The organism is Maribacter sp. R86514 (assembly GCF_044597005.1).
GTDB lineage: Bacteria > Bacteroidota > Bacteroidia > Flavobacteriales > Flavobacteriaceae > Maribacter.
Genome location: NZ_CP138999.1, coordinates 20478 through 33301 on the forward strand (window position 1 = coordinate 20478; position 12824 = coordinate 33301).

Here is a 12824-nt window from a genome sequence, read left to right on the forward strand (position 1 = left end):
AAAAAAATGAAAAACAAATGTAATAAAACAATTATATTTAAAAGGGATAGTTGATACCTATTTGCAACACGGAGTTCGCAAAATTATAATCTCTGAACCATCTTTTAGACTGAATTTCAGCAGGGTTATAAGTTTTAAAGCCCAAATCTAGTCTAAATAGGAAGTAGGTGAAATCGTATCTTATACCAATACCTGTTCCTAAGGCAATATCCTTTAAAGAACTAAATCCGTCAAAAGTAGCATCTGGATCTTCTACATTATCCAGCACGTTCCATATGTTTCCTGCATCGGCAAATATGGCCCCGTTAATATCACCTGCTATCGGAAATCTGTATTCTAAGTTCAAGGCCAATTTTAAATTCGCTTCGTTAAAATCATTAATTGCTGAAGTGCTTCCTGGTCCTAATGAGTATGGGAACCAAGCTCTGTTGTCATTTGATCCACCACCAAAATAACTACGAACAAATGGAATGTTATCAGAATTACCGTAAGGAATGGCAATACCGAAGAATGCTCTTGCAGCTAATACATTAGAACGTTTTAGGTCCCAGTATTTTACGTATTCAAACTCATTTTTAATGTATTGAGAAAATGGTACTCCAAATACCAATAACTGATCATCGTCATTTTTGTTGAATGGTATAAAAGAAGAGAAAGCCGATAAAACATTACCTGCACCTTCAATCTTCCAACGAAATTGATAAAAAGAATTATCTATAGGTCCGGTTCTATTTGTTTTGTTGAATGTGTAATTAGATGCGAATATTAAATTATTCTCGGTAAGTCTGATTCTTCTTTCTTCAATAGTGTTTACATCATCAAAATTGTCACTTGAAGAAGACACAACACGATCTAAAATTGCATTTGTAAATCCGGTTGTGCCTGACGGAATTATTAGATTTAATTCATCATCACTATCTCCTGGTTCAAAAAAATCTGCTAATTCAGGATATAATGTAGCATCTTCGTAAGAGTCTGCAATGTCATCTAACAGTTCGTAGGTGTTAGTATAAACGTTATAGAATCTACTACTGTTTACATTTCTTACAAACTGAATGTTCAATAGCTCAACTTCATGATTTACAAAATCACTAGGTACCCAATTGTAGCCTAAAACGGTATTAAAGGTTTGTTTGTCCAGACCTATATTGTTTTGGAAATTTGTACCAATGGCAATTCTTGTTTTTGGCAAAGTATATTTGGGTATAATTCTGGAAGTGTTTACAAAGGGAAACCAGATTCTTGGAAAATCTAAAGCAATGTCTCCACCAAATTCTGAGAAGTAATTTGCTTCAAATGTATTACTGCTAAGAAGACCGTATGATCCATTTGCAGAGATACTCAAGTTTTCTGCACCTTTAAAGATATTTCTTATTAGTAGGGTTGTGCCTAAACCAACACCTAGTCTACGTAAGTTAGATCTGCTAACTTCAAAATTGGTACCTAAAGCATACTTTGTTTTTGGGGCCAAATAAATGTTTGTGTTTACTTTGTTACCTACAGAATCAGCTTCAAAAATGATATTTGGATATTTAAAAACATTAAGCGCATTTAGTTGTCTAGAGGTTCTGATTTTATCTACATCTCTATAAGTACTGTCTTTTTTGAAAAAGATGGCATTAGCCAAGGTTTTTGGCTTAATATCAAAATTATTGGAATAATGAATAGTGTAGTCTTGGTAGTCTATGGTGTACAGTGAATCTTGTGAATTTGTAGAAAGGTAATCTGTATAAATATGTATTTTATTGATTTTCTCTACTTTATATGCAGAGGTGGTCACTTCATTTTCTCCTCTAGTTTTTAAATCGCCAATGTTTAAAGTAATATTCATTTGCTGATCATCAGCAGCTTTAATAGTATCTCTTAAAATATCGAAGGTAATAGAGCTTTCTTGAAAATTACGAATTCCGCTATTTCTAAAAATACCGGTTAATCGTTCACGTTCATTATTAAAATTACTTAGGTCAAACTGTTGTCCTTCTTTTATTAATGATTGTGACGAATTTAAAAAATATAAGGAGTCTATTGCTCTAGATGAAATATTGTTGCCCAGAGAATCTATCATGTACGGATCGCCAAGTTTAATATGATAATTGACTCTAGCTTTTTTGTGCTTTGAACTATCAATTTCATAGGTGGTATTGTTGGTAAAGTAGCCTTTGCTTTGGTAGTATGCACTAAGTTTTGCTAAGCTTAATCGTGTTTTGGTAGTGTCCAAAATTGTGGGTTCTTCGCCAATATCCTTTAACCAATTACTAAGTCCTTTAACTATAAATGATTCGCCCAGGCGTTCCACTTGTTTTTCTGAAAGTAGTTTGTCAAGTCTCTTTTTTCTATTCTCTTTTCTGTATATCCATGCATTGTAAGAAGAATCTGGATTTTCTTTTGCAAGGTTGTAAAGATTAAGTCTAAGGGGGTAGCCTAATACAGTAGAATTGGATTTTTGGTAGATGAGACTTTCCAACTCTTCATTGTTTACTTTAACAGAATCGGCATAAACGGCGTTTTTAATTACCAAGTATTCATCATCCTCAACTTTCTTTAGCGAGTTACAGGATAACAAGACTATTGCCAGTAGGGATAATAAGCTTAATTTAGCCATGTTGTTTTTGGAGCAAAGTGCCATCCTCATAGAAATCAAAAATACATTATTTGAATGGTTGTCAAAAGTGAATTGAAACTTATCAAAAGTCTACAGCAAAAAAAGTGCCGAAATGAGCACGGACTATTTGTTGTGGAAGGAAAGAAGACTATTGAAGAAGTAGTGAATTCTGACATGAAAGTCTATAAGCTTTTTGCAGTTGATCCTATTGGATTGGATGTGGGTGATCTACAAGTTGAAAAAGTAACCGCTAGGGAACTTGGTCAAATGAGTAGCCTAAAGAACCCGAACGGATATCTTGCAGTTTTCTACATTCCAAAACCAACCGAAAAAATAACTTCTGATTGGGTTTTGGCGTTAGATGGAGTACAGGACCCGGGTAATTTGGGAACTATAATAAGGCTTTGCGATTGGTTTGGTATCAGTGATATTGTATGTTCTACGGATACTGTAGATTGCTTTAATTCAAAAGTATTACAAGCTACTATGGGCTCAATCACTAGAATAAATATTCAATATTTATCTCTTGATACATTCTTAACTTCAACTCAGTTACCTGTTTTTGGAACTTTTATGGATGGTAAAAGTGTAAACTCAACGCAGTTGCCAGCAAAGGGAATAATGATTATGGGTAATGAAGGAAAAGGAGTTTCTGAAGCTGTCGCAAAACTTTGTACCGATAGATTGGCAATACCACAGTTTGGAGGTGTGACTACAGAAAGTTTAAACGTAGCATCTGCAACTGCCATTTTATTACATGAAATTAGAAAGTAATCAGGTATTGTGTACCGAAAATTTTAACTTTTGCTAATTGCTAATTGCTAATTGCTAATTGCTAATTGCTAATTGCTAATTGCTAATTGCTAATTGCTAATTGCTAATTGCTAATTGCTAATTGCTAATTGCTAATTGCTATTCAAAAGTGAAGTTGATGAAAATACCGCGAGTTTTAAGGGACTCTATGTTTCCTGTCCAAGGGCTATTAGGGTCGTTGTCTGGAACTAGCTCATCGGTAATGGCAAAAACACCACGAATAGAAGGGGTGAATTTGAAATACTCTAAGTAAAAATCAATGCCAAAACCAAGTTCGTAATTGTAGACCCATTTTTTCATTCTAAAGGTGCCAGAGCTATTATCGTCAAGACTTTCTTCATTACTACCTAGGTTAAGTCCTGTAGATACACCACCCAACAGAAATGGTTTGAAGTTTCCATATCTTCTAGTGCTCGCTTTTAGGAGTAATGGGAAATTAATGTAAGTGGATTTTACCTCTCTAATGGCATCACGCTCATCTTCAAAGCCTGGAAAACCCATTAACCTAGATCCATAATGTAATCCTGGTTCAAAACGGACATCTAAGAATTCGTTAAGCCGCACTTCGCCAATTAATCCAACATTAAATCCAAAGCTTTTGCTAACCAAAATATCTTGGGCATTTTCTTTGTATTCTATTTTAAAATCATATTGGTTTAAACCAAGGAAGTAACCCCAGTTTAAGAGTTTCTTATCTTCGTTTTGTTTATTCAATATGGGACTTTCGTTGAATTGAGCACTCACTAAATTCGTAATCAACAACGTTAGGCTTATAAAAAACCACTTCTTCATATATCCTGGTTTACGATTGTAAAACGTCAAAAATATATTGTGAGTATGCTAAAGATATAGATTAGCCTTTTTTCGCAACATAAATTGATGCAACCCCAAATGTTTGAGGTTTATTCGTTACATCTATAAACCCAATTTCGCGTAAAATATTGTTGAAATTTTCGCCATGAGGAAAAACAGAAGCAGATTCACTTAAATAGCCATAAGCAGAATCATCTTTTGAAAATAATTTTCCAATTAAGGGAAGAATATTTTTAGTGTAAAAATTGTAACCTTGTTTGTATGGAGTTTTAGTAGGTACAGAAGTTTCTAAAACAACCAGTGTGCCATTTGGTTTTAGAACACGTAATATCTCTGCCATACCGGTATTCAGCGTTTCAAAGTTTCGTACTCCAAAAGATACCGTAACCGCATCAAATGAGTTGTCTTCAAAAGTGAGTTTTTCACTATCGCCTACCACCATTTCTATAGTGCTGTCCAAATTCTTGTCCGTTACCTTTTCTTTGCCAACAGCTAACATACCTGGAGAAATATCTAGACCTACAATTTTTTTGGCGCCTGTTTTAACAAGGGCAATAGCTAAATCTCCAGTACCCGTGGCAATGTCTAAAATAGACTGCGGTTGTTCTTTTTTTAAGATTTCGACTACTTTTTTGCGCCATTTAATGTCTATTCCAAAAGAAATTACACGGTTTAGACCATCGTAATTTTTAGAAATAGTGTCAAACATTTTAGTAACCTGTTCTTTCTTTCCTAATTCTGAATCTTTATAAGGAGTAACTTTTTGGGGCATTTTATAGCTATTTTTTTGGCAAATATACGATATAGCTAATGCTTAATTACTTTTTAATCAGTTAGGTTGGTAATTGATAGGTTAAAGAATTGAAAATTAAGATTAAACTAATTTAATTATGTAATTTTGCCCCATAATAAATGCTATTGTTTTCAAGACTACTTTTAAGTATAGGTAATAGTTAAGAGAAGAAAATTGGTGCTTGATGTTTAGCGGACTAATAAAATAAATGAAGATTATAATTGCTGGTGCTGGGGAAGTAGGCTTTCATTTAGCCAAGTTGCTATCCTATGAGTCACAAGATATTACCTTAATCGATTCTAAAAAAGAAAGTCTTGCTTACGCAGATAATCACCTAGATATAAGAGTTTTAAAGGGTGATGCAACTTCTATTGCGGTATTGATCGATGCTCAGGTGAAAGATTCAGATTTGGTTATTGCGGTAACTTCTTCTGAGACTACGAACTTAACCTTGTGTATGCTGGCTAAGCAATTAGGTTGTAAGCGAACCATTGCCAGAATATCGAATACCGAGTTTATAAAGAATAAAGATCTGTTGAGGTTTTCAGATTTAGGTATAGATGAATTAATTTCTCCAGAAGCTTTAGCGGCAACTGAAATTCAGATGCTTTTAAACAAGTCGGCCTTTAACGATACCTATGAATTTGAAGATGGTGAGTTGATAATGGTGGGTGTATCATTATTAAAGTCTGCACCATTTGTAGGTAAACAAGTGAAAGAAGCTGCAAAAATTTTCCCGGAATTACACTTTATGCCAATTGCTTTACAGCGTACAGGTACACAGTATACGGTAATACCAAGAGGTGATACCCTTTTTAAAGAAGGTGATCAAGTGTATTTTATTACAGTGAAAGAGGGGGTAGATGAGCTGTATAAATTAACAGGTAAAAAGAAAGCGGAAATCAAGAATGTGATGATTCTTGGTGGTAGTAAAGTGGGTTACAAAACGGCAAGAGATCTTTGTGCTAACAAATTCAACGTAAAGTTGATTGAGAAGAACAAAGAGAAAGCTTTTGATCTTGCGGATGAGCTGCCAAATGCATTAGTGATCAATGGTGATGGTAGAAATGTTGAATTGCTAGATGAGGAAAGTTTAGAATCTATGGATGCCTTTATTGCGGTGACCGGAAATTCTGAAACCAATATTATGTCATGCTTGGTGGCAAAGTCAAAGTATATAAAGAAAACTATCGCCTTGGTTGAGAATATGGATTATTTTCAGCTATCTCACTCAATTGGTATTGATACGTTGATCAATAAAAAGCTTCTTGCCGCAAATAATATATTTAGACATATACGTAAGGGGGAAGTTGTGGCTTTAATGCGTTTGAATAATTTAAATGCTGAAATTTTAGAATTCATTGTCAAAAGAAACTCTAAGGTAACAGGGGCAACTATCAGGGAGTTGGATTTTCCTAAAGCTGCTACAATTGGTGGAGTTGTAAGAGAAGGGCAAGGTCATATTGCTCTTGGTGGGTTCAAAATACAGGAAGGTGATAGGGTAGTGGTTTGTTGTCTGCCTTCAGAGATACCTAAAATAGAACGAATGTTCCTTTAAGATGCGACTTAATTTAAGAATCATAATTCATATAATGGGGCTTCTGTTGTTGTGCAATGGGGGATTTATGCTTTTGGCGGCAGTGGTCAGTGGTATATACCAAGATGGCGCAACGTTAAGCATTGCACTTGCATCTATAACCACTATGTTCGTAGGGGTTTTTATGATGTACTATACTAGAGGTCATAAAAAAGAAGTAAAACAGAAAGAAGGCTATATTATCGTAACCTTTGGGTGGATTGTTATGTCCATTTCTGGGATGTTACCTTATTTATTTTCAGGTGCATTGCCCACGGTAACTAACGCTTTTTTTGAAACTATATCCGGTTATACAACAACGGGTGCTTCTATTATGGATGATATAGAAGCAATGCCAGAAGGTATCTTGTTTTGGCGTAGCTTAACCCATTGGATTGGCGGTATGGGTATTATTGTTTTGGCGATTGCCATATTACCCTTATTGGGAATAGGGGGAATGCAATTGTTTTCTGCCGAAGCACCAGGGCCTACGGGCGATAAATTACATCCAAGAATTACCGATACGGCAAAACGACTATGGTTGATCTACTTTGGTTATACGGTTGCTGAAACTATTCTGCTTCAAGTTGCGGGAATGTCATTTTTTGATGCTATAAATCACGCAATGGCAACGTTGTCCACTGGTGGTTTTTCAACCAAAAATGCGAGTGTGGCTTACTATAATGACCAACCGATGATACAATATATCATCATATTTTTTATGTTTTTGGCAGGTAGTAACTTTGTATTAAGCTATTTTGCTTTCAAAGGAAAAGTACAAAAAGTAATACAAGATGAGGAGTTTAAATATTATTCAGGTTTTGTAATTGTGTTTACCATCATAGTAGCATTGGTAGTTTATTTTCAGGCAAATATCACTGAGCTGACTCCTGGGTATCCTATGGTGTTGGGTAAGGCGGAAAGTGCATTCAGGCATTCCTTGTTTCAAATAATTTCGGTGATAACTACAACCGGATTCGTAAGTGCTGATTTTACGCAATGGACACCATTCTTGACCGTTTTTTTCTTCGGATTGTTCTTCTTAGGAGGTTCGGCTGGATCAACGGCAGGTGGTATTAAAGTAATGCGTCATTTATTGATTATCAAAAATGGTGTATTGGAGTTTAAGCGAACATTGCATACGAATGCCATTATACCTGTACGATATAACAATAAGACTGTAAAAGAGAAAATAGTTTATAATATAATCGGATTCTTTGTGCTGTACATGCTACTCTTTATTATTGGTGCTTTGGTGTTAGGCTTTTTAGGGTTAGACTTTGAATCCGCTATTGGTGGTGCGGCATCATCTTTAGGTAATGTTGGTCCTGCGTTAGGGAGTTTGAACCCTGTGAGCAATTTTAATAGTCTACCGGATCTGGCAAAATGGTGGTGTGGATTTTTAATGTTAGCAGGTAGGCTAGAATTATTTACCGTACTTATCTTATTGACACCATATTTCTGGAAAAGAACTTAAATAAAGTAAAATATATCAAGCATAAAAAAAAGTCCCATCATTTGATGGGACTTTTTTTATGTTCTTGTCCCGTCCTGAAATAAGTTGACACAAATTCGACTTATTTATGAAACCTTCAGAGAACCCAGGGAATAAGCGCACTCAGCGCGATTACAATTTAGGCTTTAAATTAGCCGTCATCTCCCAAGTAGAAAAGGGCGAGATGACTTACAAGCAAGCTCAAAAGGCTTATGGTATTCAAGGCAGGAGTACTGTTTTGGTTTGGTTGCGTAAACACGGTACCTTAGACTGGACAAACCCAATTAAGCATCAAATGCCAAAATCCAAAGAGACTCCAGCTCAGAAAATTAAGCGTTTGGAACGAGAACTCTCTGATGAGAAGCTCAAGAACAAAGTGCTTAACACGATGATCGACATCTCTGAACAGCAGTATGGTACTTCTATCAGAAAAAAGTATTCACCCAAGCAATCCAACGAGTCCGACAACAACAAGAGCTAAGCCTATCGCGTTGCTGTAGATTGTTTGGGATAAGTAGACAAGCTGTTTATCAAGCAGAAAAACGTGCTGATAAAAGAGCTCGTGAACTAGCTCAAATTAAACCATTAGTTTCAAAAATACGTCAAGAAATGCCCAGACTTGGTACTCGAAAACTCTACTATCTGCTCAAGGCTGAGTTTGAAATAGTAGGTGTCAAGATAGGTAGGGATGCACTTTTCGATTACCTCAGATCTGAATCAATGCTTATAAAACCAAAAAAGAACTATACAAAAACTACTCATTCTAAACATTGGCTAAGAAAGTATCCTGATCTAATGAAAAGTTCAGTTGCTACAAGACCAGAACAGTATTTTGTAAGTGACATAACCTATATCAAAAGCAGAGAAAGAACTCATTATCTCTCTCTAGTTACAGATGCTTTTAGCAGAAAGATTATGGGGTATCATCTAAGTGATGATATGAGTACGGAAAATGTAGTAAAAGCCATGAAAATGGCTGTAAAGAATAGAGTTACTTCCAACAGATTAATACACCATTCTGATAGAGGTCTACAATACTGCTCTGCTACATACCAAAGAGAGCTAAAAAGATCTAAGGTCATACCATCAATGACGGATGGATACGACTGTTATCAAAATGCTTTAGCAGAACGTGTAAATGGTATTTTAAAAACAGAGTTCTTGATTCATAAATGTAATACAGCAAGAGAATTAAGACAGCTTATCAAAGAATCTATAAAAACGTATAATAGCAAAAGACCCCACTTGAGTCTTAATTATGAAACACCTAATTTTATACACAACAAAAAATCCTGCGAAGCTAGCTTCGCAGGATTGATTTAATTATTTAAAAAATGTCAACCTATTTTAGGACGACTCACTAAAAAGATGTTGAGGTTATTTCAACGCTTCTTTTATTCTCGATATAGCTTCTTTAATTTCTTTTACTGATGCTGCGTAAGAAATACGAATACAGTTTCCGTTACCAAAAGCATCACCTGTTACGGTGGCTACGTTTGCAGCTTCTAAGATATACATTGAAAAATCTGAAGCGTTATTAATAGTAGTACCATTGAATGTTTTGCCAAAATAAGCGGTTACATCTGGGTATACATAAAAAGCACCTTCAGGCTCATTACATTTAAAACCTTCGATTTCGTTCAACAGACCTAAAATTAGTTTACGTCTTTCTTTAAATTCATCTACCATGTATTGTATACGGTCTGGTGATTCTTCTAAAGCGGTAATAACGGCACGCTGAGCAATACAGTTTGCACCACTTGTTACTTGACCTTGTAGCTTGTTTGTTGCACGTGCAATATATGCAGGAGCACCAATGTAACCAATACGCCATCCGGTCATTGCAAATGCTTTTGCAACCCCGTTTACGGTAACGGTACGATCATACATGTCATCAAACTCTGCCATTGAAGCATGTGCGGTAACACCATAATTAATATGCTCGTAAATTTCATCACTTACCACAATAATTTGAGGATGGTTCTTAAGAACATCCGCAAGTGCACGTAATTCCTCTTTGCTGTAAATAGATCCGCTTGGGTTGCAAGGGGAACTATACCATAACATTTTTGTTTTAGGTGTAATTGCTGCCTCTAACTGTTCAGGAGTCATTTTAAAATCGTTCTCCAAAGAAGTAGAAACTTCAACCGGTACACCATCCGCTAATTTTACAATATCGCTATAGCTAACCCAGTAAGGGCATGGCAATATAACCTCGTCACCTGGGTTCAAAATAACTTGGGCAACATTATATAGAGCCTGCTTTGCTCCTGTAGAGACTACAATTTGAGAGGGTTCATAACTAAGGTTGTTATCTCTCTTGAATTTAGTGATAATTGCCTTTTTAAGCTCTACATAGCCATCAACGGGAGTATAGGAATTATAATCATCATTTACTGCTTGTATTGCAGCGTCCTTAATATAATCTGGAGTGTTGAAGTCCGGTTCCCCTAAACTTAAACCAATAATATCTTTTCCTTGTGCTCTTAATTCACGGGCCTTAGCGGCCATTTCCAAAGTAGCTGACGGTGTAACGCTGTTAATTCTGTCCGAAAGTTGATTGCTCATGGTTGCTTTAAATTTCTAGTATTGTAATGTAGGCTCCTTGCCTAATTCTTTTAAATGTTTAAAGTGCGAAATTATAGCTTTTCTAGTAGTTTTATACTCGTGATATGGTAAATTAAATTCTTGTGCCGTCTGTTTCACAATTTTCGAAATATTTGTGTAATGTACGTGGCTTATGTTGGGGAATATGTGGTGTTCAACTTGGTGATTTAACCCACCGGTAAACCAATTAACAATCTTGTTCTTAGTCCCAAAATTAACCGTGGTAAACAATTGGTGAATTGCCCAAGTATTTTTCATTGTACCTGATTCATCTGGTAAAGGAGTGTCTGCGTCATCTACAATATGTGCCAATTGAAAAACAACACTTAAGATTACCCCGGCAACATAATGCATTAAAAAGAATCCTATTAAAATCTTCCACCATGCGATGTCTAAAATTAACATTGGCAATACGATCCAAATAGTAATGTAAAGTAATTTTGTAATGATTAAGGTACTCCAGTTCATAGTAGCGCTAGGCAATTTACCATAAGATAATTTGCGTTTCATATAACGGTACATCTGTTGAAAATCTGTTGTAATTGCCCAGTTGAACGTTAGTAGACCGTAAAGAAAAACAGAATAAAAGTGTTGAAATCTATGGTGTTTTTTCCATTCCGCATGTTTAGAAAAACGTAATATTCTGCCCGCTTCCATATCTTCATCATGTTCGTGAATGTTCGTATATGTATGGTGAAGTACATTGTGCTGTACTTGCCAGTTATATACGTTACCAGCAAGAATGTAAATGCTGCTACCCATTAGTTTGTTAACCCACTTCTTGTTAGAATATGCGCCATGGTTACCGTCATGCATAACGTTCATGCCAACACCCGCCATACCAATACCCATAACAATGGTTAAAAGAATATTGGCCCAATTAGGTAGCCCTAAGGTCAGTATTAAAAAATAAGGAGCAAGAAAAAGCGCAAACATTACCACGGTTTTCAAGTGTAATTTCCAGTTGCCTGTTTTCTTTAATTTGTTCGTTTTAAAATAATCGTTAACTCTACTGTTCAAAGTTTTAAAAAACTTTGCAGAATCTGTTCTAGGGAAACGAATGATATTTTGTTCCATAATTCGGTAATCTTTTACTTAATATAATGTAATTGAATCTATAATAGTTTGATAGCTTAATTAAAAGCTAAATCTTTGCATTAATGAAAATACTAATAATATCTATTTACAAATATACGGATGACTGCTGAAATCATATTTGAAAATTTTCCCAATTTATCTGAACATCAGAAACAATTGTTTGAAAAACTAGAGGAATTATATAAAGATTGGAATCAAAAAATCAATGTGGTTTCAAGAAAAGATATAGATGAACTCTACTTAAGGCATGTTTTGCATTCCTTAGGGATAGCAAAGTTTATAGAATTTAAGGATGGCTCATCTATACTTGATGTTGGAACAGGCGGTGGTTTTCCTGGTATACCTTTGGCAATTTTATTTCCTGAAGTACACTTTACATTAGTGGATTCTATAGGAAAAAAAATAAAAGTAGTAAATGAGGTGGTTTATGGTCTACAATTAACAAATGTTACCACCATAAACGCTAGGGTAGAAGAGATACCTGGTAAATTCGATTTTATCGTCAGTAGAGCTGTGGCTGCTATGCCCACTTTTGTACACTGGATAAAAGGGAAAATTAAAAAGGAATCTAAACACCCTATTCGTAATGGGATATTGTATTTAAAAGGTGGTGATTTAAAGGAAGAATTAAAAGACTATAAAACGGCTGAAATTTATAATTTGACCGATTATTTTAAAGAAGATTTCTTTGAGACAAAGAAAATGGTCTATTTGCCGTTAAAGTATAAAGGGTAAGTCTTTTAAAGTAGAAAAGAACTGCAATAAGCTTTCTTGTATTTACGGGCAAACTCTTTTAAATAATTCCAAGTGTGAATCTGAATACATGTAATGTGTAATCTAATACTGTTGATAGTCATAAGCAATTGATTTTAAATGAAGTACAAATTTCAGGAAATTACCCTGAGTTTACAATTAATTAACGTTAAATTTACATTGATATTGTATTCGATAGGTGTTAATGTTTCTTAATTAATATAAAATGCCCGTTAACTTAAAAGTTAACGGGCATTTTATTAGGGATTGCAAA

10 protein-coding genes are annotated in these 12824 nt (G+C 35.0%); 5 read left to right on the forward strand and 5 right to left on the reverse strand.

The genetic code is table 11. The features are described 5' to 3' along the window. Positions 1–37: 37 nt before the first annotated feature. Positions 38–2602 (reverse strand): BamA/TamA family outer membrane protein, encoded by a 2565-nt coding sequence (locus SJY30_RS00095; protein ID WP_396633619.1) that lies wholly within the window; start codon positions 2600–2602, stop codon positions 38–40. 54 nt (positions 2603–2656) lie between these two features. On the opposite strand from SJY30_RS00095, the gene SJY30_RS00100 reads away from it, so the two are divergent. Beyond that, positions 2657–3376 (forward strand): TrmH family RNA methyltransferase, encoded by a 720-nt coding sequence (locus tag SJY30_RS00100; RefSeq protein WP_396633620.1) that lies wholly within the window; start codon positions 2657–2659, stop codon positions 3374–3376. 138 nt (positions 3377–3514) lie between these two features. Here SJY30_RS00100 and SJY30_RS00105 read toward each other — a convergent pair whose 3' ends face one another. After that, positions 3515–4207: a porin family protein gene (locus SJY30_RS00105; protein WP_396633621.1), complete on the reverse strand. Its 693-nt coding sequence runs from the start codon at positions 4205–4207 to the stop codon at positions 3515–3517. Between the two features lie 61 nt (positions 4208–4268). Beyond that, entirely contained in the window at positions 4269–5000 is a 732-nt protein-coding gene (ubiE, locus tag SJY30_RS00110; RefSeq protein ID WP_396633622.1) for a bifunctional demethylmenaquinone methyltransferase/2-methoxy-6-polyprenyl-1,4-benzoquinol methylase UbiE, read from the reverse strand. Between the two features lie 229 nt (positions 5001–5229). Between ubiE and trkA the strand changes: the two genes are divergently transcribed. From trkA to SJY30_RS00125, 3 genes are all read left to right on the forward strand, one after another. Further along, positions 5230–6579 carry a Trk system potassium transporter TrkA gene (gene trkA, locus SJY30_RS00115; RefSeq protein ID WP_396633623.1) on the forward strand — a complete coding sequence of 450 codons (1350 nt, stop codon included), beginning with the start codon at positions 5230–5232 and terminating at the stop codon, positions 6577–6579. A 1-nt stretch (position 6580) separates the two neighbouring features. After that, the gene (locus SJY30_RS00120) at positions 6581–8074 is read left to right on the forward strand and encodes a TrkH family potassium uptake protein (protein ID WP_396633624.1); all 1494 of its coding nucleotides are present in this window, start codon (positions 6581–6583) and stop codon (positions 8072–8074) included. 106 nt (positions 8075–8180) lie between these two features. Beyond that, positions 8181–9415, forward strand: a protein-coding gene (locus tag SJY30_RS00125) for an IS3 family transposase (RefSeq protein ID WP_396633625.1) whose coding sequence is annotated in 2 segments (ribosomal slippage) — positions 8181–8517 and positions 8517–9415 — 1236 coding nt in all. Because the reading frame shifts where the segments join, the coding sequence is not laid out codon by codon here. A gap of 54 nt (positions 9416–9469) precedes the next feature. Here the strand turns inward: SJY30_RS00125 and SJY30_RS00130 are convergent. After that, on the reverse strand, positions 9470–10660 hold the full coding sequence (locus SJY30_RS00130) for a pyridoxal phosphate-dependent aminotransferase (protein WP_396633626.1): 1191 nt from the start codon (positions 10658–10660) through the stop codon (positions 9470–9472). Between the two features lie 15 nt (positions 10661–10675). Continuing rightward, positions 10676–11776 carry an acyl-CoA desaturase gene (locus SJY30_RS00135; protein WP_348351188.1) on the reverse strand — a complete coding sequence of 367 codons (1101 nt, stop codon included), beginning with the start codon at positions 11774–11776 and terminating at the stop codon, positions 10676–10678. Positions 11777–11896: 120 nt separating this feature from the next. On the opposite strand from SJY30_RS00135, the gene rsmG reads away from it, so the two are divergent. Further along, on the forward strand, positions 11897–12532 hold the full coding sequence (rsmG, locus tag SJY30_RS00140) for a 16S rRNA (guanine(527)-N(7))-methyltransferase RsmG (protein WP_396633627.1): 636 nt from the start codon (positions 11897–11899) through the stop codon (positions 12530–12532). Positions 12533–12824 lie beyond the last annotated feature (292 nt).

Coding starts and splice junctions, on each gene's coding strand:
- SJY30_RS00095 (WP_396633619.1), bottom strand. CDS start 2,602: ATGGCTAAATTAAGCTTATTATCCCTACTGGCAATAGTCTTGTTATCC.
- SJY30_RS00100 (WP_396633620.1), top strand. CDS start 2,657: ATGGTTGTCAAAAGTGAATTGAAACTTATCAAAAGTCTACAGCAAAAA.
- SJY30_RS00105 (WP_396633621.1), bottom strand. CDS start 4,207: ATGAAGAAGTGGTTTTTTATAAGCCTAACGTTGTTGATTACGAATTTA.
- ubiE (WP_396633622.1), bottom strand. CDS start 5,000: ATGCCCCAAAAAGTTACTCCTTATAAAGATTCAGAATTAGGAAAGAAA.
- trkA (WP_396633623.1), top strand. CDS start 5,230: ATGAAGATTATAATTGCTGGTGCTGGGGAAGTAGGCTTTCATTTAGCC.
- SJY30_RS00120 (WP_396633624.1), top strand. CDS start 6,581: ATGCGACTTAATTTAAGAATCATAATTCATATAATGGGGCTTCTGTTG.
- SJY30_RS00130 (WP_396633626.1), bottom strand. CDS start 10,660: ATGAGCAATCAACTTTCGGACAGAATTAACAGCGTTACACCGTCAGCT.
- SJY30_RS00135 (WP_348351188.1), bottom strand. CDS start 11,776: ATGGAACAAAATATCATTCGTTTCCCTAGAACAGATTCTGCAAAGTTT.
- rsmG (WP_396633627.1), top strand. CDS start 11,897: ATGACTGCTGAAATCATATTTGAAAATTTTCCCAATTTATCTGAACAT.